17 protein-coding genes are annotated in these 25,584 nt (G+C 46.2%); 12 read left to right on the top strand and 5 right to left on the bottom strand.

The genetic code is table 11. The features are described 5' to 3' along the window. Nucleotides 1-248: 248 nt before the first annotated feature. Nucleotides 249-2,165 carry an N-acetylglucosamine-specific PTS transporter subunit IIBC gene (gene nagE / locus MHI53_RS01260; RefSeq protein ID WP_340372596.1) on the top strand — a complete coding sequence of 639 codons (1,917 nt, stop codon included), beginning with the start codon at nucleotides 249-251 and terminating at the stop codon, nucleotides 2,163-2,165. Nucleotides 2,166-2,212: 47 nt separating this feature from the next. Here nagE and MHI53_RS01265 read toward each other — a convergent pair whose 3' ends face one another. Genes MHI53_RS01265 through MHI53_RS01280 form a run of 4 tightly spaced genes read right to left on the bottom strand, consistent with a single transcriptional unit; the run spans nucleotide 2,213 to nucleotide 6,078 of the window. Then, nucleotides 2,213-3,040, bottom strand: coding sequence for an ABC transporter ATP-binding protein (locus tag MHI53_RS01265; protein WP_061143781.1), 828 nt, complete (start codon nucleotides 3,038-3,040; stop codon nucleotides 2,213-2,215). A gap of 15 nt (nucleotides 3,041-3,055) precedes the next feature. Beyond that, nucleotides 3,056-4,078, bottom strand: a complete 1,023-nt coding sequence (locus MHI53_RS01270) for an iron ABC transporter permease (RefSeq protein WP_061143780.1) — start codon at nucleotides 4,076-4,078, stop codon at nucleotides 3,056-3,058. Then, nucleotides 4,071-5,078: an iron ABC transporter permease gene (locus tag MHI53_RS01275; RefSeq protein ID WP_061143779.1), complete on the bottom strand. Its 1,008-nt coding sequence runs from the start codon at nucleotides 5,076-5,078 to the stop codon at nucleotides 4,071-4,073. The genes MHI53_RS01270 and MHI53_RS01275 overlap by 8 nt, the downstream gene beginning before the upstream one ends. 22 nt (nucleotides 5,079-5,100) lie before the next feature. Further along, complete coding sequence (locus MHI53_RS01280; protein ID WP_061143778.1) at nucleotides 5,101-6,078, bottom strand: iron-hydroxamate ABC transporter substrate-binding protein; 978 nt, start codon at nucleotides 6,076-6,078, stop codon at nucleotides 5,101-5,103. Nucleotides 6,079-6,559: 481 nt separating this feature from the next. On the opposite strand from MHI53_RS01280, the gene MHI53_RS01285 reads away from it, so the two are divergent. The 11 genes from MHI53_RS01285 to MHI53_RS01335 all read left to right on the top strand — a co-directional run bounded on the left by MHI53_RS01285 (nucleotide 6,560) and on the right by MHI53_RS01335 (nucleotide 23,738). Beyond that, nucleotides 6,560-7,429: an alpha/beta hydrolase-fold protein gene (locus MHI53_RS01285; protein ID WP_061143777.1), complete on the top strand. Its 870-nt coding sequence runs from the start codon at nucleotides 6,560-6,562 to the stop codon at nucleotides 7,427-7,429. A 216-nt stretch (nucleotides 7,430-7,645) separates the two neighbouring features. Beyond that, nucleotides 7,646-8,431, top strand: a complete 786-nt coding sequence (locus tag MHI53_RS01290; protein WP_061143832.1) for a 2,3-dihydro-2,3-dihydroxybenzoate dehydrogenase — start codon at nucleotides 7,646-7,648, stop codon at nucleotides 8,429-8,431. 55 nt (nucleotides 8,432-8,486) lie between these two features. After that, nucleotides 8,487-9,710, top strand: coding sequence for an isochorismate synthase DhbC (gene dhbC, locus MHI53_RS01295; RefSeq protein WP_061143776.1), 1,224 nt, complete (start codon nucleotides 8,487-8,489; stop codon nucleotides 9,708-9,710). Nucleotides 9,711-9,730: 20 nt separating this feature from the next. Continuing rightward, nucleotides 9,731-11,353, top strand: a complete 1,623-nt coding sequence (locus tag MHI53_RS01300) for a (2,3-dihydroxybenzoyl)adenylate synthase (RefSeq protein ID WP_061143775.1) — start codon at nucleotides 9,731-9,733, stop codon at nucleotides 11,351-11,353. Nucleotides 11,354-11,384: 31 nt separating this feature from the next. Then, the gene (locus tag MHI53_RS01305; RefSeq protein WP_061143774.1) at nucleotides 11,385-12,281 is read left to right on the top strand and encodes an isochorismatase; all 897 of its coding nucleotides are present in this window, start codon (nucleotides 11,385-11,387) and stop codon (nucleotides 12,279-12,281) included. Nucleotides 12,282-12,318: 37 nt separating this feature from the next. Next, nucleotides 12,319-19,509, top strand: coding sequence for an amino acid adenylation domain-containing protein (locus MHI53_RS01310; RefSeq protein ID WP_340373631.1), 7,191 nt, complete (start codon nucleotides 12,319-12,321; stop codon nucleotides 19,507-19,509). Further along, nucleotides 19,509-19,730, top strand: coding sequence for an MbtH family protein (locus MHI53_RS01315; RefSeq protein WP_340372597.1), 222 nt, complete (start codon nucleotides 19,509-19,511; stop codon nucleotides 19,728-19,730). The genes MHI53_RS01310 and MHI53_RS01315 overlap by 1 nt, the downstream gene beginning before the upstream one ends. Nucleotides 19,731-19,738: 8 nt before the next feature. Then, nucleotides 19,739-21,187 (top strand): MDR family MFS transporter, encoded by a 1,449-nt coding sequence (locus MHI53_RS01320; RefSeq protein WP_061143772.1) that lies wholly within the window; start codon nucleotides 19,739-19,741, stop codon nucleotides 21,185-21,187. A 100-nt stretch (nucleotides 21,188-21,287) separates the two neighbouring features. Then, on the top strand, nucleotides 21,288-22,004 hold the full coding sequence (locus MHI53_RS01325) for a 4'-phosphopantetheinyl transferase superfamily protein (protein WP_061143771.1): 717 nt from the start codon (nucleotides 21,288-21,290) through the stop codon (nucleotides 22,002-22,004). Between the two features lie 76 nt (nucleotides 22,005-22,080). Next, on the top strand, nucleotides 22,081-23,442 hold the full coding sequence (locus MHI53_RS01330) for an aromatic acid/H+ symport family MFS transporter (protein WP_061143770.1): 1,362 nt from the start codon (nucleotides 22,081-22,083) through the stop codon (nucleotides 23,440-23,442). A 44-nt stretch (nucleotides 23,443-23,486) separates the two neighbouring features. Further along, nucleotides 23,487-23,738: a hypothetical protein gene (locus MHI53_RS01335; protein ID WP_061143769.1), complete on the top strand. Its 252-nt coding sequence runs from the start codon at nucleotides 23,487-23,489 to the stop codon at nucleotides 23,736-23,738. Between the two features lie 79 nt (nucleotides 23,739-23,817). Here the strand turns inward: MHI53_RS01335 and MHI53_RS01340 are convergent, their stop codons facing one another. Then, nucleotides 23,818-25,551, bottom strand: coding sequence for an AAA family ATPase (locus MHI53_RS01340; protein ID WP_340372598.1), 1,734 nt, complete (start codon nucleotides 25,549-25,551; stop codon nucleotides 23,818-23,820). Nucleotides 25,552-25,584: the final 33 nt, after the last annotated feature.

The raw sequence follows: 25,584 nt of genomic DNA on the forward strand, positions 1-25,584 counted from the left end.
GTCTCACATATTTTGTTCTAATTTTATCGCTTTTATTAAAAGTTGTCTAGACCAGTTGCTTCGTACAAGCAACGAAAAAGAACGAATCGGGCTATTTCCGAAGAATTTCAATAAAATTGGTATAGACATCTATATATTTTTTGTGCTAGTATAAGCCAATGAAAAGTTATTAATGAAATGAAAACGCTTTTACACTTCTTGTCATTTAGCCTTATCAATAGAAGTTAGGAACAAGGGAGATGAGTTCGATGTTAAATTATTTACAAAAAATTGGTAAAGCTCTAATGTTACCGATTGCTGTCTTGCCGGCAGCGGCTATATTGCTTCGCCTGGGTCAGCCAGATTTGCTGGATATATCATTCATGGCAGCCGCGGGTAAAGCGATCTTTGATAACCTTGCCTTACTTTTCGCTTTAGGTATTGCAATCGGGTTATCTAAAGACGGAAGCGGTGCCGCGGCATTAGCTGGTCTTGTTGGTTATTTTGTATTAACCAATGGTACACAGGCCATTAATAAAGAAATCGACATGGCTGTTTTAGGCGGTATCATATCTGGTATCGTGGCAGCTTTCCTATATAACAGATACTCTGATATAAAGCTTCCTGAATGGCTTGGATTCTTTTCAGGAAAACGGTTTGTCCCGATTATCACTTCGCTTGCGATGATTGCACTGGCGGGAATATTCGGGATTGTATGGCCGCCGATTCAAGATGTCATCAATAACATTGGCGAATGGATCACAGGTGCAGGGGCTTTAGGCGCTGGTGTATTTGGCGTATTGAATCGTTTATTGCTTCCTGTAGGATTGCATCACGTTCTGAACAGCTTGGTATGGTTTGTATTTGGAGAATATAATGGAGCAACTGGAGATATTAATCGTTTCTTCGCAGGCGATCCAAGTGCTGGACCTTTCATGACCGGCTTTTTCCCAATCATGATGTTTGGTCTGCCGGCAGCGGCATTAGCCATGATTGCAGCGGCCAAGAAAGAGAAACGTAAATTAGTAACGGGAATGCTGGTCGGATTGGCTTTCACTTCCTTCTTGACCGGAATCACGGAACCAATCGAATTTCTATTTATGTTCATTGCGCCGGTGTTATATGTCATACATGCCCTTTTAACAGGGGTTTCCATGGCACTGGCTGTTATGCTGGATATCCATCACGGTTTTGGATTCTCGGCAGGGGCCATCGATTATTTGTTGAACTTTGGGATAGCTCAAAAACCATTATGGATCATACCGATCGGGTTGGTATATGGAGCCATTTATTTCGTGATTTTCTACTTTGTCATCAAGGCCATGGATTTGAAAACACCAGGACGTGAAGACGATGAGGAAGGCCCAGAAGAAGAAACGGTTGTGAAAACAGGTGATAAATATACCGATATGGGTTCTCTGTTCATTCAAGATCTTGGCGGTAAAGAAAATCTGAAATCTATAGATAATTGTACAACACGCTTACGTTTAGTAGTGGCTGATGCAGATAATGTGAATGAATCGGCTCTAAAAAGACATGGTGCACGAGGTGTGCTGAAGTTAAATAAAACAAGCGTTCAGGTCATAGTAGGAACAAACGTCGAATTTGTTGCAGATGCGATGAAACAGCTTGTTCAAAATGGAGTTAGTCCAAGCCAAGTGAAAACAGCACCAGCAGCACAAGTTGTGGATGAACGTGTAGTAGAAAACAAAGCATCAGATTTAGGCTTCGATGATTTTGTGCTTCCGATCGAAGGGACCGTTTTACCAATCGAACAAGTCCCTGATCAAGTGTTTGCGATGAAAATGATGGGGGATGGCTTCGCAATCGATCCTGTAGATGGAAAACTTGTTTCACCTATCGATGGGGAAGTGCTTAATGTATTTCCAACTAAGCACGCCCTGGGATTGAAAATGAATAATGGACTGGAAATTCTGATTCATGTAGGGTTAGATACAGTTAAATTAAATGGAGAAGGTTTCAAATCTCTTGTCCAAGAAGGCCAGAAGATTACTAAAGGTACGCCGCTTTTGGATATCGATCTTGATTTCGTAAAACGGAATGCTCCTTCTGCGATCACACCTATCATCTTCACTAATTTACCTGAAGGAACGGCAGTGAAATTGCAAAAAACGGGAACTCAGAATCAAAATACAGCAGACATCATCCGTTTGGAAAATCATTGAGTGGATGGGTGGAAAAAAAAGGCGGTCGACAATGTCGACTGCCTTTTTCATTGGTTATTTGATAAAACGGCTTCTTTAAATGTTTCTTGCTGTGATAGATTGTCATATCCGAAACAAACAGGGGCCCCATTGGCAGGATCAATCATGACCCTTGCATCAATACGAAACACTTCTTCCAGTATGGCAGGCGTAATGATCTCCGAAGGAGGCCCGATCTTAATGATTTCTCCTTCTTTCATCGTGATGATTTCATGTGAAAACCGGGACGCGTGGTTAATATCATGCAAAACCATGACAGTCGTTATTTTCTGTTCTTTATTTAGCTTTTCAACGATTTGCAAAACCTCTAATTGATGAGCCATATCAAGGTAGGTGGTTGGCTCATCCAATAATAATATATCCGTTTTCTGTGCTAAAGCCATTGCCAGCCATACCTTTTGTCTTTGACCGCCAGATAAATTGGCGATTTGCCTGTTTCGAAATGAAACGGTCTTGGTAATATCCATGGCCCATTCGATCGTTTCTTTATCTTCCTTCGTCAGCTTATTTACATTATTACGGTGTGGATACCTTCCATATGAAATAAGTTCCTCGACCTTCAATTGTGCAGGTGCGACCGGGTTTTGGGGGAGCAAACTCAGCTGCTTGGCAATCTCCTTTGTGTGGATCTTATGCAGGTCCTGCCCTTGTAAAAAAACGCTTCCGCTTTTTTGTTTTAAAATCCGGCCGATTGTCTTTAATAATGTCGATTTACCGCAGCCATTGGGTCCAATGATGGTCGTGACCAGGCCTTCTTTTATTTCCAGATTCAAGTTTTTGAATACCGTCAATTTCTCGTAATTCGTTTCTAAATTTTCCATACGGAGAATACTCACCGATCATCTCTCCTTCTATGCTTTAGCTTTAATGAGTAAATAAAGAAAATAAGGGACACCAATAATGGAGATGACAATCCCGACCGGTAATTCTGCCGGCGCAAAAACGGTTTTTGCAATGAAGTCGGATGCGATCACCAGCAGTGCGCCAATTGCCCCGGATACCGGGATGACCTGATTATGATGAATCCCTACAAGATGCTTTGCGATGTGGGGAGCCATCAAACCTACGAAACCGATATTCCCCGACACCGAAACGGAGGCGCCCACCAATCCGATGCTGCAGAGTAAAAGGATGACCGTTTCCTTTTCTACGGAAATCCCCAAACTTTTAACGCTCGATTCTTCCAACTGATACAAATCAAGTAAATAAGCCTTTTTCTTAATGATCGGGATCAGGATTAACATCCATGGTAACATGGATGCGATGTATTTCCAGTTTGCATCATATATCGTACCCGAGAGCCAAACCGTTGCCATTTCAAAATCGGTTGATTTCATTTTTAATGACAAATATAAGGAAAGGGCGCCGAATGCCGAGCCTATCGCGATTCCGGTCAGTAAAAGGCGGCCCATGTCCAGGGTCCCGTTCTTCCAAGCGAAAAGGAAAATCACCAGGGCTGCCAAAAGTCCGCCAAAAAGACCAAATAGCGGTAAACTCATGATCGAGAACCAGTCCGAGCTGCTGGTTTGACCTTGATAGAAAAACATGAAAATGACAATGGCTGTCCCGGCACCGGCATTAATGCCGAGAATGCCCGAATCGGCCAAGCCATTTTTCGTAACACCTTGAATGACAGTGCCCGCAATTCCTAAGCTCACTCCCACCAAACCGGCGATCACGATGCGGGGGAGGCGGAAATCAAAAATGACCAAATCAAAATCGGGTACCGGATTCACCCTGAATAAGGTCTGAAGGACAGCCTTGACGGTCATGTCGAATGTCCCGGAAATCAAGCTGAAATAGCTTGTAACAACAATTAAACAGGAAATGATGGTCATCGTAAGGGTGAAGCGCCACCGAGTATTCTTATCCATTTTTTTCTCCTCCTCTCGTTCTTATTAAGTACAGGAAGAAAGGAATGCCGATCAGGGAGGTCACGACTCCTATGGGGGTTTCGAATGGATAATTGACAAACCGGCTCAAGACATCACACAGAGCTAGAAAAACCGCACCAATTACCCCGGCACATGGAACGATCCACTTATAATCGATCCCGATCAAAAACCGGGTGATGTGGGGGATGATAAGGCCAACAAAGCCAATTTTCCCTACAAGCGCCACGGCAATTCCCGTTAAGCAGATCACGGAAAGGAGGGCCACGGCTTTTACTAATTTCGTGCGCTGGCCTAAATTGATGGAAATTTCTTCGCCTAAAGATAATATCGTAACGGATTTTGAGATGGAAAGGGCGAGGATGATTCCCACCATTCCACACGGTATCGCTAATTTGAGTACATTGGGATCAATCTGGTGCAACCTGGAGTTGTACCAAAAACTTACATTTTGGGAAATTTGGAAATAGGATGCTATGGCAGCAGAAATACTGCTTAAAAATGTCCCGATCACAGTCCCGATTATGGCTAGCCGAACAGGCGACAGTCCATTTGGAAGCAGCGAACCAAAACCAAAGACAATTCCGGCACCCATTGCAGAACCTAACATGGAAAAGAGGATCATTTGGAATGAAGACATACCTGGAGCAAATACCATACATAGTGTAATCACGAACGCAGAGCCATCCGTCACTCCCATGATTGAAGGGGATGCAAGATAATTTCTTGTCATCCCCTGCATGAGTGCTCCTGATATGGCTAAAAATGCCCCGACGATAAGGGCACCCAAAACTCTGGGCAAACGGGAAGTCATGATGATCGTGTGATCAACGTTACCAGAGTCATAGTGGAAAATGGCATTCCATACCGTCATGGAATCTATATTTTTGGCACCATATAAAATCGATAAAACGATGGAAAAGCAAATCAATAGAGGTGCCATACAAAGGATTATTATTGGTAATGAATTTGTTTTGGCCATATCAATCAACGCACCTTACTGCTTATTTAGCTAATTTTTCCGTTGCAGCTTTCAAGAAAGCAGTCTTGCTCCAAGCCGTTCCACCTTGAGCAAGAGGATCAACCGAGTTGACGAACACTTTGTTTTCTTTCACTGCCGTGATGCTCTTCCAAATGGAGTTGTTTTCCAAATCTTTTAATGCTTCCGGTTTTTGTGCATTTTCACTTTCAGAGAACTGCAAGAAAACATAATCTGGATCAAGTTCTGCAAATTTTTCCAATGAAATCATTTCTTGTGCTTTAATAGGTTTAATTTCTTCAGGAACAGTCAAGCCTAGGTCTTTATAAACGACTGGGTTGAAATAAACATCCTGAGGATATAGGAAGAGGCTTCCATTCCGGATTCTCACCACTAATACCTTTTTGTCCTTCAATTTTTCACCGATTTCCACTTTTGCTTTCGCAGCGTCATCATTATAAGTCGTGATGATTTTTTCAGCTTCGTCTTTTTTACCTGTTAGGCTGGCCATCAACCGCAAGTTCGCTTCCCAATTTGTCGAGATATGTGAATAGGGGAATGTTGGCGCCACTTTGTCTAATTGCTCCGTTACGTTCGCTGGTGATTTAGAAGACCACATGATCACATCAGGTTTCAATCCAAGAAGAGTTTCATAGTTTGGCTGCATTTTTTCCCCGATTGATTTTGCACCGGCAAGGTCCTTCGCCAAATATTCCGGAATTTCTCCGCCTACAGTAACGACACCTGTTGGCTTAACCCCCAATATGGCAGCATCCTCCATGGATTCCAAACTAGCAGTCGCGATACTGGTAACTTTGGCTGGAATTGTATACTCCTTGTCCAAATATGTAACGGTTTGGGTCTTCGCTTCTTTTTTTGCAGTGGTTTCAGTCGCGTTGTTTTTCTGTGAAGCATCCTCGGAAGACTTTTCGGCATTACCGCAAGCTCCAAGTCCTAAACTGAATACTGTTGCCATTCCAAGTACGAATAATTGCTTTTTCATAAGTTGATTCCCCTTTTTTAATATATTAAAAATCATTTATCGCTGCTTCAAAGGACCAAAAAAATCAATCCTAATCGGTTGAAAATGTATTTTCACTTCCTTTGCCCAAATTAATATTAGCTTAACATAATAATGTGTGGTAGTGATAACGATTATCATTATCATCACCACACGATATTAAATATATAATTAAACTTCCAATAATTCAAGAATAATTTTCCAAACAATATATTTCGTTTGGAATTTCCCCCAAAAAACACTGTGAAGAATAACGCGGAGAGTGAGGATATAGCGGTTTTTTTGTAAGAGATTGTAAAAAGGTAGAGATACACTGTTGATATATTCATTGAGAAGGATTATCATTATCGAAGTCATGGTAATCTTTCTCAATTTGATTCTACCAAACTATGGTTTGGCAGATATCATTCCGAAAAGTGGTGAATTAGATTACTAGTAATAATGGGTGGGGGAATTCGATAGGATGATACATAAAAAAATCGATACAAATGCAACGGATATAACGGCTGGCAGCGGAGAGGTCACGATTAAAGGCACCGAACGGAGCATCATGCATTCAAGCAATGGGAATCGTGAGTTTCAAATCTTTGTATCGCGGCCGCAGGAAGAGCCGCCTCCGTCAGGATATCCGGTCATTTATTTACTCGATGCCAACTCGGTGTTTGGAACAATGGTTGAGGCGGTGAGGTTGCAATCGCGCCGGCCGGAGAAGTCGGGTGTAGTTCCGGCCATCATCGTGGGCATTGGTTATCACACGAATGGACCATTTTCTTCTGAACGGTATTATGATTTTACATTACCGGTTGCAGCTGCCGAGCTACCTGAAAGACCGGATGGAAGTCCATGGCCTGCACATGGGGGTGCGGAGAACTTCCTGAAATTCATTGAAGAGGATTTAAAACCGGAAATCGGTAACAGATTCAAGATCGACCATAATAGCCAGACCCTCTTCGGGCATTCCCTTGGCGGCCTTTTCGCTTTATATGTTCTTTATACAAATCCATATGCATTCCAAAATTACATAGCTGGAAGTCCATCACTTCATTGGAACAAAAATTGGTTCCACGAGGAAGAGGGGAGGTTCCTTTCCCGGTTGAAACAAGGAAACGGGGATATCTCCTTAATGCTGGGAGTAGGGGAGCAGGAAGGCACGCATAAAAGCGGCATGAATGAAAATGCACGGAAGTTATCAACACGTTTATCGATGATCGATAGCGGAATAAATGTTCAATTCAAGGAGTTCGAAGAGGAAGGTCACTTATCCGTTTTGCCGCCTTTGATTAACAGGGGCCTGCGTTTTGCATTGAAGCGAAATATTCCTGATGAGGAATAGGACTATCTGAGTAAATCGCCAAATGGTACTTGACCACCAAGTTTTTAATATATATCATTACCTGTAGATTCCAGTTGATAATGATTATCATTATTAGTTGGAATCTTGCGTTTTGCAGCGTAATGGGTTAAGCCGTGAGTACCTCCCCATATTCGAGGGAGATGGTATTCGGGCTACTATATATTGAGATCTTGGAGTAAGAAAGGGAGTGTCATGGTGGACTTTTTGGAATGCAGTGGGAAGGTTGCACTTGTAACGGGAGGTGCCCAAGGAATCGGGGCCGCAGTCGTCCAGGCTTTGGCAAAGCTGGGTATGGTCGTTGCGGCAATTGATTATAATGCCGAAAAACTTAATGGCCAAGTAAGTGAATGGAAGTCTCAAGGTTTGGATGTACATGCCTTTGCGGCTGATGTAAGTGAGGGTCGTGCAATCGTTGGCATAGTCGATGAAATCGAACGTGATATCGGTCCCATAGAGACACTGGTCAATGTTGCAGGGGTGCTTCGCACAGGGTTGATCGAATCATTCAGTGATCAGGATTGGGAAAAGATCTTTGCCGTCAATACCACTGGTGTTTTTAATGTCTCACGTTCAGTGAGCACATACATGATGACGAGAAAAAGAGGTTCGATCGTCACGGTGGGATCCAATGCAGCAAGCGTCCCAAGAATTTCACTGGGTGCATATGCAGCATCAAAGGCAGCTGCCGTCATGTTCACTAAATGTTTAGGGCTGGAATTGGCCCAATATAATATTCGCTGTAACATCGTCTCGCCCGGATCAACGGATACGGAGATGCAGTGGTCGATGTGGAATGACGAAAATGGTGCACAAGCGGTTATAAATGGGATGCCTGAGACATTCAAAGTGGGAATACCACTGAACAAAATAGCTGCTCCTTCCGATATAGTCGACGCCATTCTGTTTTTCATATCCAATCAATCAAATCATATTACGATGAGTAATTTATGTGTGGATGGCGGGGCCACTTTAGGGGCTTGATGCAGCACATTCATTTCCGGTCTGAATATTACGTGAATTTGGAGGTTTTATATATATGATCAAGAGCAAAGAGAATTCAACCGTATTGGAAAAACAGCTGTTGGACGATTATGAGGTCGGGGACTTTTTTCTGGCATCGCCTTCTCAAACAATACTGGGAAAAGGTTCCTTTCTGACAGTTCCAAATGATAGGGAAAACCGTGATCAAATGACAAGCCTTGCAGCACGAGTGGCGGCTGCATTAAAAACTGCAAAAGAGCAAGGTCACCCCAATCCAATGGTAACGGGAGCCGTACCATTCGATTATGAAAAGGATGCCCAGCTCATCGTACCAGGAATGATATGGACATCAGTACCTTTGCAAGACTTAGGCACAAGTCAGCAAGCTGGAACTTCGAAGCCGGACTATGAAATCGAATCCGTACCGGAACCTTCTCGGTATATGGATGGTGTGGAACAAGGTCTCACTCATATTAAAAGCGGCCATCTTGACAAGATCGTCCTATCAAGATCGTTGCATCTCACTTCATCGGAGCAGGTGAATATCAATCGGTTGCTTCAAAATTTGGCGCGGCACAATAAGAACGGGTATACCTTTGCCGTGGATTTACCGCAGCCGGAAACGGAAAACGCGGATCCCGATAACCTGAAAACACTAATCGGGGCTAGTCCTGAATTGCTTGTTTCAAGAACGGGATTACAAGTGGTGGCCAATCCTTTGGCAGGGTCGAGGCCTAGGAGTGACGATCCAATCGAGGATAAGCGACGGGCGGAAGAGTTACTCTCCTCCGCTAAGGATTTACATGAACATGCTGTTGTCGTCCAAGCTGTGGCAGAGGCCCTGCGCCCATTTTTCAAAAAGATGGACGTGCCGGAAAAACCATCAGTGATACATACAGAAACCATGTGGCACCTATCTACGGAAGTAAGAGGAGAGCTTCAAGATCCTGAAACTTCCTCGTTGGAGCTGGCGATTGCGCTTCATCCGACTCCGGCCGTTTGCGGCTCTCCGTCCGAATTGGCCCGGGAGGCCATTCAGGAAATCGAACCGTTTGATCGTGGCTTCTTTACGGGCATGGTCGGCTGGTGCAATGCAGAAGGAGACGGCGAATGGATCGTTACCATTCGGTGTGCGGAGGTAGAAAAACAGGTTCTTCGCTTATTTGCTGGGGCAGGAGTCGTTGCGGAATCCAAGCCAGAAGAGGAATTGGCGGAAACATCGGCTAAATTCCAAACGATGCTGCGTGCAATGGGAATAGATGCAAAGTCATTAAACTAAAGAGTGTGGGGGGATAAAGAATGTTAACAGGGTGTTCTTCATGGCCTGCGGATTATGCGGATTTATATAAACGGGAGGGGTGTTGGAAAGGGAAAACCTTCGGGGAAATGTTGCGTGATCGTGCCGAAAAACAAGCTGACAAGATCGCCATTACCAGCGGGGACAGAAACATGAGCTATGCGGAATTGGATGATCGCGCCGACCGGTTGGCTGCTGGTTTCCAGGAACTAGGAATCAAGCAAATGGACAGGGTAGTCGTCCAGCTCCCCAACGTAATCGAGTTTTTTGAAGTTTGTTTTGCATTATTCAGATTAGGCGCATTGCCAGTGTTTGCCCTTCCATCACACCGAAGCAGTGAAATTAACTATTTTTGCGAATTCGCTGAGGCGGTTGCCTACATCATCCCTGATAAGCACGCTGGTTTCGACCACCGTACGCTGGCAAGAGGTGCAAAACGTAAGAATGAAAAATTAAACGTCATTGTCACGGGGGATGCCGCGGAATTTGTGAATTTGGCTGATTTATATATCGATCCCAAAAAAACCGGAGCAAAAGTGGCTTCAAGTGACATTGCCTTTCTTCAATTATCCGGAGGAAGTACGGGGCTCTCCAAACTGATTCCAAGAACACATGATGATTATATGTACAGCTTGGAGGTTAGCGCCGAAGTTTGCGGGTTGGACAAGGATAGTGTTTACCTCGCTGTGCTGCCGATCGCCCATAACTTTCCAATGAGCTCGCCTGGGACCCTCGGAACCCTTTATGCAGGCGGCAGAGTGGTTCTTTCACCAGGCCCTAGTCCTGACGAAGCCTTTCCGCTAATTGAAAAACAAGGCGTGACGATTACGGCACTTGTACCGCCCCTTGCTTTGAGATGGCTTGATGCGATATCCACCCGCGACCATGATTTATCCAGTCTCCAGGTGCTGCAGGTGGGGGGAGCGAAGTTCAGTGCGGAAGCTGCCCGTCGGGTATCTCCAGCTTTTGGGTGTAAATTGCAACAAGTATTCGGCATGGCCGAAGGACTGGTTAACTATACAAGATTGGACGATCCGGAAGAAATCATCGTCAATACTCAAGGCAGGCCAATGTCAAAATATGATGAAGTGCGCATTGTCGATGAGGAAGACAGAGATGTTGAGCAGGGTGAGGTGGGGCATTTGTTAACGCGGGGGCCTTACACCATCCGTGGCTATTACAAAGCGGAAGAGCATAATGCGAAGGCGTTCACGATAGATGGATTTTACCGAACGGGTGACCTGGTAAGTATGACCGAGACGGGCTATATCGTCGTTGAAGGGCGGGATAAGGATCAAATCAACCGCGGCGGTGAAAAGATCGCCGCCGAGGAAGTGGAAAACCATCTCCTGGCACATGAGTCTGTACATGATGTCGCCATCGTTTCCATGTCCGATGATTATTTAGGCGAAAGATCCTGCGCCTTCGTGATACCGCGCGAGAAGGCTCCGACGGCAAAGGAACTTAAACTATTCCTGAAGGGGCGGGGACTTGCCGCTTTTAAAATTCCTGATCGGATTGAGTTCACCGCGTCCTTTCCAAAAACGCCGTTAGGTAAGGTGAGTAAAAAAGCCTTGCGGCAAATCATATCAGATAAACTGAACAATCAACTTACACTGAAGTGACTAAATAACCTATATAGAAGGAGTGATTATGATGGCTATTCCTGCTATCACACCATACGCAATGCCTGTAGAATCCGAGTTACCAAAGAATAAAGTTTCGTGGAAAGTCGATCCATCGCGTGCGGTGCTTCTCGTTCATGACATGCAACAATATTTCCTCGATTACTATACAGTAACCGAATCACCGATAACGGAACTGATTTCGCATATACAGGCAATAAAAAGCCGTTGCGTGGACCTGGGAATCCCTGTTGTCTATACAGCTCAGCCTGGCAATCAGAACCCTGACGATCGTGCACTGCTTACCGATTTCTGGGGCCCGGGACTTGATGACGATATCAATCAAACTAAAGTCGTTGACGAGGTTGCTCCAAGCGAGGATGACATTGTCCTTACTAAATGGCGCTACAGTGCATTCAAACGGACGAATCTCCTTGAAATGATGAGGGAGCAGGGACGTGATCAACTTATCATCTGCGGGGTCTATGCACATATCGGCTGTCTTCTGACGGCAAGCGAGGCCTTCATGCAGGATATCGAGCCATTCCTGATAACCGATGCAGTAGCGGACTTTTCGTTGGATGAACATAAAATGGCGATCAAATACGCAGCTGAACGCTGTGCCGTCACAACATCGACAGCACGATTGCTCGAACAATTGAATAACGGCAGAGAGCAAGAAAAAGAAGATCAAGGTTTGACGTTGGATGGCCTGAGGATTACCATCGCTGACCTTCTGGGCGAATCGCCATCGGATATAGGTGACCATGAAGATCTAGTGGATATAGGAATGGATTCGATTAGAATGATGAGCCTTGTTGAAATCCTAAGAGGAAAAGGGGCGGAAATCAATTTCATGCAGATGGCTGAAAAACCGACACTCGCCGCGTGGTGGGAACTATTATCGTCACAAAAGGTGTTAGCTTGAATTAGAAACAGGAAGGAGGTAATTCGGAGTGCTTAATATTCAGGATCAAGATGTGCGCTGGAATTTGACCGGCGCACAATCCGGTATCTGGTTCGCTCAGCAGCTGGAGCCGGATAACCCGATATATAACACAGGGGAATACATAGAAATAGCCGGACAAATTGATATCGTGCATTTTGAACAGGCACTGACGCAGGCGGTCAAGGAGGCGGAGTTTTTACATGTCCGCTTTGGCGAAGATCATGAAGGTCCGTTTCAAATGAGTGGGGAATCGCTTGATTTTCCTTTTACATTCATGGACTTAAGCGAAGAGGAAAACTCCCGGCACAAGGCCATCCAATGGATGAAGGAAGATTTGGCTCATCCAATAGACTTGAAACATGACCCGCTCTTCAATCAAGTTTTATTCAAGGTGGAATCGGACCGCTTTTTCTGGTATCAACGCATTCACCATATTGTCATGGATGCATTTGGGTTTTCCCTTATCTCACAACGTGTAGCCAAATTATATACGGCACTTCAAAAAGGGGGAAATGTGAACGAAGCTGCCTTTTCCCCCCTACGTACACTGCTTGAGGAAGAGAAGGCATATAGGAATTCCGAAAAGTTCGAAAGTGATCGCCAGTTTTGGCTAGAACGTTTTGCCGATCAGCCGGAGGTCATGAGCCTAGCGGATCGTGCACCCAGGACCTCTAAAGGCTTTCTTAGCCAAACGGGTTATTTATCACCTTCCGCTACACAAGCTTTAAAAGCGAACGCCCATACATATTCGGGAAGCTGGCATGAAGTGGTGATTGCGGTGACGGCCGCTTATGTGAACCGTTTGACAGGATCGGAAGACGTCATCCTCAGTTTACCGATGATGGGACGGTTGGGGTCTTCCTCATTGAACATCCCGAGCATGGTCATGAATCTGTTGCCGCTGCGTTTGTCTGTAAAGCCTGAGATGAGCTTCAAAGAATTGGTGCAGCAAGTGTCCAAGGAGGTCCGCAATATCCGCCGCCATCAAAACTACCGTCATGAGGAATTGCGCCGAGATCTTAAATTGCTGGGTGATAACCAGCGATTATTCGGACCGCAAATCAATGTCATGCCGTTTGACTATGGCCTCGATTTTTCAGGAATCAAGGCGATCACACATAAGCTTGCCACCGGTCCTGTCGATGATTTGTCGATTAACATCTATGACAAGTCTGATGGAAAAGGGCTGAGGATCGATATTGATGCGAACCCGGAAGTATATGGCCTCGAAGATTTAGGTACCCATCATGCACGGTTTTTGAGCTTTCTTGAAAAGGTTGCGATTGCAGAGGAAGATCGTTCGATCGGTGAAGTTGAACTTCTATTGCCCGAGGAACACCAGCAGGTCCTGCTTGAATGGAATTGTACGGCAACAGAGCTCCCAACTGGACCTTTACCCCGATTGTTCGAGTACCAGGTGCGAAAAACCCCTGATTGGACGGCCGTAATCGATGATAACGAAGTTCTTACATATAAAGATTTAAACAGGCGGGTCAATCAACTGTCACACCTCCTTTTGCAGAAGAGGCTGGGACCTGAGAAATTCGTGGCGATCGCTTTGACGCGTTCGGTGGATATGGTCATTTCCATGTTAGCGGTTTTAAAGACGGGAGCGGCATATTTGCCTATCGACCCGGATTATCCATCAGATCGAATCGAATTCATGCTGGAAGATGCCAGGCCAGCAGCCATCATAACCAGTAAAGGGATTGCCTCGAAACTAACGGATGCCAAAGGAGCGGAGCGCATCTTATTGGACGAGCAAGAGACCGCTCTAGCGCTAGCGCAACAGCCGGATGCAAATGTGGAGGATGGAAACAGGAAGGGAACGATGTCCCCGCTTAACCCGGCTTATATGATTTACACTTCGGGTTCTACCGGGAAGCCAAAAGGTGTCGTGATTCAATCGCAAAGCCTTATCAATTTCCTATCTTCAATGCAAAACGAATTTTCCTTGGATCATCGCGACCGTCTCCTGGCTGTTACAACCATTGCCTTTGATATATCCGGTTTGGAAATCTTCCTGCCGCTTTTGAATGGGGCAAGCTGTGTCATTGCCGCTAAGGAAACGATTCAAGATCCGAAGACCTTGTCCGAGATGATCGTTCAGCATGAGATAAGCATCATGCAGGCCACACCAACGCTTTGGCATTCACTTGTAGCGAATTATCCTGATGTGATAAAGAATTTCCGGGTGTTAGTTGGCGGAGAGGCCCTTTCGATCAGCCTGACAAACGCTTTACATGAATTAGGATGTGAAGTGACGAACCTGTACGGACCGACGGAAACAACGATATGGTCTTCAGCCCTTACCCTTGATCCGGAACAGAGCGGTATGCCATCGATCGGCAAGCCACTTTGGAATACACAGGTATATGTGCTTGATGCAGCCTTGAAGCCCGTTCCTAAAGGGACTGTAGGGGAATTATATATCGCGGGTACAGGGCTTGCGCGTGGATATTTAGGACGCCCGGATTTAACTGCTGAGCGGTTTGTCGCTAATCCGTATGGTCCAAAGGGCAGCCGCATGTATCGCACCGGTGATCTTGTTCGTTGGCGTAGTGATGGCACACTGGATTATATCAGCCGTGCCGATCATCAAATCAAAATAAGAGGGTTCCGCATTGAATTAGGGGAAATCGAAGCAAGGCTTACCCGGCATCCTGACATCGAGCAGGCGGCAGTCATCGTACGCGAAGATCAGCCGGGCGAGAAACGGATCGTTGCCTATATCGTTCCTTCTTTGGGAGTGACGGTCGATGTTGTGGAAATACGGGAATTTGTAGGTAGTGTTTTGCCGGAATACATGGTCCCATCCGCTATCGTTGAGCTTGAGGAGTTGCCATTGACTCCAAATGGAAAGCTCAACAGGAAGGAATTGCCCGCGCCTGATCTTTCTGGCCTTGTTTCCGAACGTGCTCCCAGAACACCGCAGGAGGAAATCGTCAGCGATCTTTTCGCCGAGGTCCTAGGCCTTTCAAGGGTGGGTATCGATGATAGCTTCTTTAATTTAGGCGGTCACTCTCTGCTTGCCTCGACTTTGATGGTTCGAATAAGAGAAACATTCGGAGTTGAAATAGGCATTGGTAAATTGTTCGAGACACCGACCGTTTCCGGTCTTGTCAAACAGCTTTCCAACGGGAGAAGTGCAAGGTTGCCTGTTAAAAAGGCAAAAAGGCCAAAACAGGTGCCTCTTTCCTTTGCCCAGCGGCGATTATGGTTCCTTCATAGCCTGGAAGGTCCGAGCCCGACGTATAACATTCCGCTCGTGGTTGAAATGTCCGGCGAACTCGATACCGGGGCACTCGAAGCGGCGCTCAATGATGTAGTCGAGCGCCATGAAGCTTTGCGTACACTCTTTCCCGTTACATTGGGTACAGCTCATCAATATGTGCTCGATCCTTCCGAGGCGCAAGTGGAATTATTGGTATCGCATATAAAAGAGGCCGAGCTTGAAGCGGAAATCGCGACGGCTACGAGATATAGTTTCAATCTTGCGAAAGAACCGGCCATTTGTGCCCAGCTTTTCACAATGGCCCCTGACAAGCATGTATTGGTTTTATTATTACATCATATTGCAGGAGATGGATGGTCGTTAACACCGCTTACTCGCGATCTGACCGCAGCTTATGCTTCGCGAATTAAAGGTGACGAACCGAACCTTCCGCCGTTGCCTGTACAGTATGCCGATTATGCAATCTGGCAGGATGATCTTTTAGGAAGCGAACGTGATGAAGCCAGTTTAGCCAATGAACAAATCGATTATTGGAAAGAGATATTAGCAAACCTGCCAGACCAATTGGAATTGTCAACCGATTTTCCGCGGCCACTCGAATCCAGCTATCGCGGCGATACGATCGATTTTTCGATAAATCCCGACATGCATCGGCGTTTATTGGATTTGGCTCGTGAAAATGGCGTCAGCTTATTCATGGTATTGCAATCCGGCCTGACTGCACTTCTCACTCGCCTTGGCGCCGGTAACGATATTCCGATCGGAAGTCCGATAGCGGGTCGCAGTGATGATGCTTTAAGCGACCTGGTAGGGATGTTCATCAACACCTTGGTATTAAGGACGGATACATCAGGTGATCCTACTTTCCGGGAGCTTCTTGACAGGGTGCGGAGGGTCAATTTACAAGCTTATGAGCACCAGGACCTGCCGTTTGAGCGACTGGTGGAGGTGCTGAATCCAGTCCGGTCACGCTCTAGGCATCCGTTATTCCAGATCATGCTTGCGCTGCAGAATACACCAGATCCTAAATTGGAGCTTCCAGGGGTGCAATCCAACCTGAAGCTATACAGCGTAGGTGCTTCGAAGTTCGATTTGACCATGGAATTCCGAGAAGTGCACGCTGAAAATGGCAGGCCGGATGGAATCAGCGGGTTCCTTGAATATAGTACAGATCTCTTTAAACGGGAAACTGCCGAAATGCTAATCTATCGTTTATTAAGACTATTGGACGGCGCCCTTTCGGAACCCGATCAGCATATAGGGCTTTTGGATATACTGGCACCTGAAGAGCGTCAAAAAATCCTAGTGGACTGGAATGGAAGTTCCGATGAAATAGAGCATGCGAGCATACCTTCACTGCTTGAAGAACAGGTGAAAAAGTATCCTCAACATATTGCCTTGGTATTTGGTGAAACTTCATTGACATATGAAGAGGTGAACAAAAAGGCGAACCAGCTTGCCCGCCTACTCATTGCGAAAGGGATAGGACCGGAGCAATTTGTCGCATTGGCCTTGCCTAGATCATTGGAAATGGTTATCGGCCTGCTGGCTGTACTCAAGGCAGGAGCCGCATACCTGCCGCTGGATCCAGAGTATCCGGCGGACCGGTTATCGTTCATGCTCTCTGATGCCCAGCCTGCATGTGTTCTGACCGATTCGAGTGTAGCATCGAAGCTGCCTGATATGAAAGATATCAGCCAAATCATCCTGGATGAAGCGAGTACCATTGAAGAATTAGAGCATCATTCGCCGATCAATCCAACGGATGTTGACCGCATCCGCCCGTTATCACCCCTGAATTCGGCGTATATCATCTATACTTCCGGTTCGACCGGTGTACCAAAAGGGGTTGTCGTTCCGCACCAGAATGTAATCAGACTATTTGGGTCGACGCAGTATTGGTACGGTTTCGATTCCAATGATGTGTGGACGATGTTCCACTCCTATGCTTTTGACTTTTCGGTGTGGGAAATTTGGGGAGCATTACTCCACGGAGGCAAGCTTGTTGTCGTGCCGCACTCGATCAGCCGATCACCTATGGAATTTTTAGGGCTATTGGTTAAAGAAGGAGTAACGGTCCTGAATCAGACCCCATCGGCATTTTATCAATTGATGCAGGCCGATCGGGAAATGCCGGAAATTGGGCAGCAACTTGCTTTGCGCTATGTGATTTATGGCGGGGAGGCACTAGAACTAAGCCGTTTGGAGGATTGGTATGGCCGTCATCCGGAAAATGCACCATATCTCATCAACATGTATGGAATTACGGAAACGACCGTTCATGTCAGCTATCTAGAGCTTAATCGTGATATTACATCCATAAAAGCCAATAGCCTCATTGGGTGCGCGATACCCGATCTTGGGGTGTATGTGTTGGATGCCGTCTTACAGCCTGTTCCGCCAGGGGTAGTGGGGGAACTCTATGTTTCCGGGCCAGGCCTTGCCCGTGGGTATTTGGGACGCCCTGGCTTGACGGCGGACCGTTTTGTCGCCAACCCATTCAGTTCATCAGGTGAGAGGATGTACCGTACCGGGGATTTGGCTCGCTGGCGCGAGGATGGATCATTGGATTATATGGGGCGTGCCGATCATCAAATCAAAATCCGCGGATTCCGTATTGAATTGGGTGAAATAGAGGCAACGGTCGCCCAACACTCCGATATTGAACAAGTTGCGGTAGTGGTTCGTGAAGATAACCCCGGTGATAAGCGACTGGTCGCATATGTCGTACCTGGATCAAATGTGACCTTCGATGCTGCACATGTACGTCGTTCAGTAGCTGAAGGCCTTCCGGATTATATGGTTCCTTCCGCTTTCGTTGAAATGGAAGAACTGCCTTTGACACCGAATGGCAAGTTGGACCGTAAAGCATTGCCGGCGCCGGAATTCGGTGCCGTACAATCGGGACGCGGGCCGAGAACGCCGCAGGAGGAGATTCTTTGCGATCTGTTTATGGAGGTTCTAGATTTACCTCATGTCGGAATAGATGATGGATTCTTCGATCTAGGCGGTCACTCGCTGCTAGCTGTCCATTTGATGAGCAAAATCCGTGAAGCACTTGGGGTCGAGCTTAGTATTGGTAACCTATTCGAAGCTCCGACTGTTGCGGGGCTGGCAGAACGCTTGGAAATGGGCACGAGCCAAAGTGCATTGGACGTCCTGCTGCCACTTAGGAAAAATGGGAGGGAACTTCCGTTGTTTTGCGTACATCCGGCGGGCGGACTTAGCTGGTGCTACGCTGGATTGATGACTGCGCTTGGACCTGACTATCCAATCTACGGGTTACAAGCACGAGGCATAGCTCAGAAAGAGGCATTCCCGAAAACGCTGATTGAAATGGCGGCCGACTATATTGAACAGTTGCGGACGATCCAGCCAAAAGGCCCTTACCATCTATTGGGTTGGTCTCTCGGAGGCAATGTCGTTCATGCAATGGCAACCCAACTGCAAAATGAGGGAGAGGACGTACGCCTTGTTGCAATCCTAGATGCATATCCAAGTCATTTCCTGCCTATAAATGAGGCGCCGGATGATGAGGAAGCTTTAATCGCGCTGCTTGCATTGGGTGGATACGATCCTGATACATTAGGAGACCAGCCGTTGGATAATGCTAGTGCCATAGAAATCCTGCGTCGTGACGGAAGTGCATTGGCCAGTTTAGAAGAGGAAACGATCCTGAACCTGAAAGAGACATATGTGAATTCAGTCCGGATCATGAGTGAGTATAAACCAAAGACCTTTAAAGGGGATGTGCTCTTCTTTAGGTCGACGATCATCCCGGATTGGTTCGATCCGATTCACCCAGAGACTTGGAAGCCATTCATTCACGGTGAAATAGAACAGCATAATATCCATTGCCGCCATAAGGATATGTGTCAGCCAGGACCGCTTGCTGAAATTGGCCAAGTAATTGCTGAAAAACTCATCAATCTGCAGAAGTCAGCAAAGATTTATGAAGGAGGAGATAACTGATGACCAACCCTTTCGAGAATGAAAACGGCATCTACAATGTGTTAATAAATGAAGAAGGTCAGCATTCCCTTTGGCCCGCTTTTCTTGTTATTCCATCCGGCTGGTCCGTCATATACCGGGAGGAAAGCCGGCAGGATTGCTTGAAGTACATCAACACGAACTGGACGGACTTGCAGCCAAAAAGCTTGAAGCTAGTTGCCAGCAGTGACGGAACAAAGTGAAGGCAAGGATGCAGCTTGATCCTAAAGCAGTAGTGAGCATCGTTTATGTCATAGCGATGTTCATGGTTTCGATGGACGGGACGATCGTCAATGTGATCCTGCCAACGATCAGCAAGGAATTTAACATCGAGCCTTCGTCGACGAGTGGAATCAACACCGGGTATTTAGTAAGTCTGGCCGTATTCCTCCCGGTAGCTGGTTGGCTTGGTGATCGCTTTGGCACCAAGAAAATCTTCTTGATGGCCTTGGGTGTCTTCACGGCCGCCTCCCTTTTATGCGGATTCGCGAATGATCTCCAAACCTTGAACTTGTTCCGGGTTATGCAGGGGGCAGGGGGCGGTGTCCTGACACCGGTTGGAATGGCGCTTTTATTTAGGACATTCTCTCCTGAAGAACGGCCGAAGGTATCCCGGTCGCTTGTGCTGCCGATTGCCTTCGCGCCAGCCATTGGTCCTATAGTTGGCGGATTCTTTGCCGAACAGCTGTCATGGCGCTGGGCGTTTTATATAAATGTCCCTTTCGGCATTCTCGTTATATTATTCGGCTTACTTTTTTTAAAAGAACACAAGGAACCAACCGCAGGCAGGCTGGACCTCCCGGGATTCTTGCTTTCGGCATCTGGATTCTCCATGCTGATGTATGCACTGAACGCAGGGCCGGCTAAAGGGTGGGATTCCCCCGTGGTCCTGTATACAGGAATGGCTGGAGCGATTCTTGTTTGCACATTCATTGTAGTGGAGTTAAAAGTGGACAAACCGATGCTTGATTTGCGTTTATTATCCGACCGATTATTTCGGACGTTGGGCATCATTTCTTTATTTTCAATGGCAGGGTTATTGGGGATGCTCTTTGTATTCCCGTTAATGTATCAAAGTTCGCTTCAGGCTTCAGCTTTAGAAAGCGGCCTGACAACTTTTCCGGAAGCGCTGGGTTTAATGGTGGCGTCGCGGCTGATGCCTTGGACCACTAAAAAATGGGGAATCCATCAGGTGATCCGGATAGGCCTGCTTGGCACGATCATCATATTCACAGTGATAAGCCTGGTTGGGCCGACAGCCAACCCATGGGTCCTGCGTGCTTTATTATTCAGCGTCGGGATATGCTTGGGACACACGGTCGTTGCGGTACAATTCTCTACTTTCACAAATATCGACTCGGCTTCCATGGGAAGGGCAACGACATTGTTCAATGTGCAAAACCGAATGGGTTCCGCCGTTGGTGTAGCCATCCTGGCGAGCATTCTCGGGGCAGCCGGTACGAGCATGACGGGAGCGAATGGGGATATGGTGGTTCATTTAGCCTCTTATCAATTCGCCCTCCTCGGCTCAGCCTTGTTCCTCGTCGCTGCATTATTGTGGGCCCTGCGTTTGAGGAAGGATGATTTCAAAGCCATCATGCCAGCAAAGGATACTGCCAAGCCCCATGATGTAAAACAGGTCAGAAGCGTCAGTGAGTGACTCATCCAGTTAGCCTGGAGATTTCATTAAAGGGAAGGTCGCTGTGATTATACAGTGACCTCCTATTCATTTTGCCAGAAGAGAGAAAGGAGGAAGAAGAATGGTAGAGGTGTATATATGTACTTTGCCTGCCAAGAGAAGTGAGGGAGACTTGGACGAACTGTTTGCCCATGTTTCAACAAAAAGGCAGGTTCGTCTGAAAAGATACCATAAGGTGGATGATGCATACCGGTCCCTTATAGGGGACTTGCTGCTGAGATTCATTCTTGAAAAACGGCATGGATCGGTTAGGGGAAATTTGGAAGTGGAGACTAATGCATATGGAAAGCCTTTTTTACCCAAGCATCCATCCATCCATTATAATATTTCCCATTCCGGAGAGTATGTGGTTTGTGCCTTCCATGATGCTGAGGTTGGAGTGGACATCGAGAAAAACGGTCCGTTCGATTTGGAGCTGGCAAAAGGTTTCTTTACAGAAGAAGAATATGCCGAGGTCTGGGAAGCGGGAGATAGACTTTCAGCCTTTTATGATATGTGGACCCTGAAGGAAAGCTATATCAAGGCAGTCGGTAAAGGTTTATCCATGCCTTTACGCGCTTTTAATGTGAGCAGGAATGGCATGGATGACATTCAACTGACAGATGTACATAGCAATAAACCAATAGCTGATTATACCTGTAAACAATATAGGGTAGACAGCGAATATAGTCTTGCCGTTTGTGCACATCAAGGAAGTGCCGCAGGATTCATCGATCAGCCCCTATTTGTCACCATCGAAGGGATATGCGAGGGTCTTAAAATAACCCCCAAGACATAAGGAGCAAGATTCCATATCGGTGATACCACTAGCTGGCCTTAGGAAGTGGATACCAAACATATACGGGGGAATAAACTTGCAGAATATTCATATTGCACACGTCATCGAAAATAGTAAATTTAATTCTTTTCACCTTTCCGTTTTATTATGGTGCATTTTTCTCATTCTTTTTGATGGGTTTGATTTAGTCGTTTATGGAGCCGTCATCCCGAGTGTAGGTGAAGCTTGGGGCACAGCGCCAAGCGTTTTGGGCATGATTGGAAGTTTGACTTTGGTAGGCGGTCTTATCGGTTCTCTTTTCTGTGGGATATTGGCGGATAAAGTGGGGAGAAAGGCAGTCATCATTACTTGTGTGGCCCTTTTTGGCACATTCACATTATTGACAGGTTTTGCACAGGGACCGGTTGATTTTGCTGTATACCGGTTTATTGCCGGGATGGGACTGGGCGGAATTCCTCCATTGTTAGTCGTCCTGACGTCCGAGTATTCGCCAAAATCAATAAAAAATATCATGGTGGCCGTCATGTTTAGCGGTTATTCGATAGGCGGCATTTTGGTGTCGCTATTAGGAATGAATGTGATTCCGGCTTTAGGTTGGCGATGGATGTTCTTCATCGGGGCGATTCCGCTGTTATCGATCCCTTTTTTAATTAAATTTTTACCGGAGTCCCTCTATTATTATGTTGAAAAAGGGGATTATCAAAAAGCCAGTGCGATAGTGAAGCGTTTGAACCCTTCCTACGTCCCGCAAAAAAACGATAGATTCATAAACGAATTATCGACGACAGGCGTTTCGGTCGCCAAGCTCTTTGAAAATCGGAGAGGAAGAACCACCATCATGTTCTGGATTGCCTGTTTTATGGGGTTATTAATGGTTTACGGATTGGGGACTTGGTTACCTCAATTGATGATGGAAGCAGGTTATCCATTAAGGTCCAGCTTGCTGTTCCTTTTCAGTTTGAATATCGGGGCGATAATCGGGTCGATTTGCGGTGGCTGGCTGGCTGATAGGATTGGATCGAAAAAGGTGCTCATTAGTTTATTTACCTTTGGCGCCATTTGTTTGACCTTACTCGGCTTTAAACCAGGTACGATCATTTTATATGGATTGGTTGCCGTTGCCGGAGCAGCCTCGATCGGGTCCCAAAATTTGAACAATGCATTTATATCGATCTTTTATCCTACCGATATCAAATCAACAGCTTTAGGATGGGCCCTCGGAATAGGGAGGTTCGGTGCCATTCTCGGACCTGCGATGGGTGGTATGTTAATCGAGCTAAAGCTACCCATTTATATGAATTTCATTAGCTTCGCGATTCCAGCCGTGATTGCGGCAGTGGCGATAAGTTTAATTCAGGACAAGTATAAAAGCTCCGGGAGTGCAAAGGAAGACGTTTTTAATGGTGAACGTCTGCAGCGACACGAAAAAGTGGATTGATCGATGGTTCCCTGCTATTAGACTAATAATATGGAGGAAAGATAATGGCACAATTCGATTGCATGGTGTGTGGTCGTGAATTTAAAAGTTACAATCAAAATGCTAAATACTGTTCCCAAACATGCAAAGGGACAGCCTATATAAAATATCAATGGAAGAAATGTGAACATTGCGGGAAAGAGTTTAAACCAAGAAAGGCAAGCAGTAAATATTGTTCATTGGAATGCAGTAATATCGGCAGGAAAAATAAAGCTGCCAATAAACAAGCGGATTGCATAGGCGTTCCGTTTGAATGAATGCCCCCTTATATGGAACACATAAGGGGAAACGAAAAAAAGGGGCCTGTCCAGGCCCCTAGTCATGCAAAGTATAATATTAAGCGTTGGAGCATGCCTTGGTGAATTCGGAAGCATCAACGATTCGCTGTACAACCGATCCCTCGAGTGTCTCTTTTTTCAATAGCTCCTCAACCAGAACTTCATATTGTGGGCGATTCGCGTCAATCAACATTTCCGTTTCCGAAATCGCCCTGGTGAATAATTCCTGCATCTTGTGTTCCTTATCGCTTTTATTGAAAGTAAGGGTAAATCCGTCTTGAAGCATTCCCGTATCGACCATCTGCTCAAGAAGCTGTTTCGCCTGTTGGACATCACCGCCGACACCAATGCTGTGCTCCCCTAAATACATCCTTTCGGCTACACCACCGGCCAGTATCATTTTGACTTGATCAAGCAATTCACTTGCCGTTGCCAAATGGAGCTCTTTTGGTATAGGTGCGACATATCCAAGGGCCTCGCCCCGGGGAATGATGGTCGCTTTTCGAACAGAGCCGGGCTTTGTCAAAGCGGCGATCAAGGCATGTCCGCTTTCATGGATCGCCACTCGCCGTTTTGTATCGACATCGTTCAATGTCCGTGATGTGGCACCTAGAATCGTGCAGTCAATTGCATAATCCAGATCTTGTTTACGGATCATATCCTGTTCATTCCTAAGGGCGTGGCGTGATGCCGTATCGAACAGGGAGGATAAGTCCGCGCCGGAGAAACCGGATGTACTTTCAGCCAATTCATCAAGGGATGCAAGGACGTCAGTTGCCAGTCGTTTTCCCTTCGTATGGATATCGATGATTTCCTTCCGTCCTTGAGTATCAGGAAGTGGAACCTGGAAGGAGAAATCAATCCTGCCCGGCCGTAGAAAAGCTTCATCAAGCATATCTTTGCGGTTTGTCGCGGCAATGAATAGAATGCCTTCATTAGGATGACCTCCATCCAATTGGACAAGCAGTTCCGTTAACGTTTTCTCGGCTTCCTCCCCGCCATGGGGTTTCCTTTTGCCAGCCAGTGCGTCCACCTCATCAATGAAAATGACGGCCGGCGATTGCTTGCGTGCGTTTTGAAAAAGGCTGCGGACCCGTGCTGCACCGACTCCGACAAACATTTCGTTGAAGGCAGAGCCGCTCGTTGAGAAGAAATTGGCACCCAGTTCTTTGGCAATTGCCTGTGCAAGCAGCGTTTTCCCGGTTCCGGGAGGTCCGTATAATAAAATGCCTTGAGGCGGCTTGATTCCAATCTTTTCCGAACGCTCAGGTTCCTTCAATGTAGTGAGGGTCTGGAGGATTTCTTGCTTGATCTCGTTCTGCAAGCCGCCTACATCAGCCAAGGTTATCTCTGGTAAAGGCCTGGGGGCGGAAAGGCTTTGTTTCTTACTGCCGATGCGCAGTCCGCCTTTGGTTCTTTTTTTGATGATCACCGCGGTTGCGGCGAGAGCTGCCATCAATGCGCCTAGAATCCATATTGCCGACTTATTGGTTGATGAAAAAGAATATTGAACATTATAAGTTTCGACTAGTTTGTTAATCATTTGACTATTGGGAGGGATGTTAGAAACATATTCTCCATCAGGTGTCGTGATGTGGAGAGTCCCGTTTCTTTTTTCTTCTATGGAGACCAGGGCCCCATCTTGGGCTTTGATCGTCTTTTCAACCGAAGAAAAGGGAATGACCTTATCCTTTGACTGAGTTACAACATACCAACTGATACCACCGATTATCACAATGAAAGCCGTCAGGAACGGCAGCAACTTCGAAACTAATTTAGAGTTCGAATTCAATTTTTCATCTCCTTTAAGAATATAACTTCAGTA

Origin of the sequence: Peribacillus sp. FSL E2-0218, from assembly GCF_037992945.1 — a bacterium.
GTDB classification, from domain to species: Bacteria; Bacillota; Bacilli; order Bacillales; family DSM-1321; genus Peribacillus; species Peribacillus simplex_B.

What these genes read in the sequence shown, in the direction of transcription:
- nagE (WP_340372596.1), top strand. Translation starts at nt 249, where the DNA reads ATGTTAAATTATTTACAAAAAATTGGTAAAGCTCTAATGTTACCGATT.
- MHI53_RS01270 (WP_061143780.1), bottom strand. Translation starts at nt 4,078, where the DNA reads ATGGATAAGAATACTCGGTGGCGCTTCACCCTTACGATGACCATCATT.
- MHI53_RS01275 (WP_061143779.1), bottom strand. Translation starts at nt 5,078, where the DNA reads ATGGCCAAAACAAATTCATTACCAATAATAATCCTTTGTATGGCACCT.
- MHI53_RS01280 (WP_061143778.1), bottom strand. Translation starts at nt 6,078, where the DNA reads ATGAAAAAGCAATTATTCGTACTTGGAATGGCAACAGTATTCAGTTTA.
- MHI53_RS01285 (WP_061143777.1), top strand. Translation starts at nt 6,560, where the DNA reads ATGATACATAAAAAAATCGATACAAATGCAACGGATATAACGGCTGGC.
- dhbC (WP_061143776.1), top strand. Translation starts at nt 8,487, where the DNA reads ATGATCAAGAGCAAAGAGAATTCAACCGTATTGGAAAAACAGCTGTTG.
- MHI53_RS01300 (WP_061143775.1), top strand. Translation starts at nt 9,731, where the DNA reads ATGTTAACAGGGTGTTCTTCATGGCCTGCGGATTATGCGGATTTATAT.
- MHI53_RS01305 (WP_061143774.1), top strand. Translation starts at nt 11,385, where the DNA reads ATGGCTATTCCTGCTATCACACCATACGCAATGCCTGTAGAATCCGAG.
- MHI53_RS01315 (WP_340372597.1), top strand. Translation starts at nt 19,509, where the DNA reads ATGACCAACCCTTTCGAGAATGAAAACGGCATCTACAATGTGTTAATA.
- MHI53_RS01320 (WP_061143772.1), top strand. Translation starts at nt 19,739, where the DNA reads ATGCAGCTTGATCCTAAAGCAGTAGTGAGCATCGTTTATGTCATAGCG.
- MHI53_RS01325 (WP_061143771.1), top strand. Translation starts at nt 21,288, where the DNA reads ATGGTAGAGGTGTATATATGTACTTTGCCTGCCAAGAGAAGTGAGGGA.
- MHI53_RS01335 (WP_061143769.1), top strand. Translation starts at nt 23,487, where the DNA reads ATGGCACAATTCGATTGCATGGTGTGTGGTCGTGAATTTAAAAGTTAC.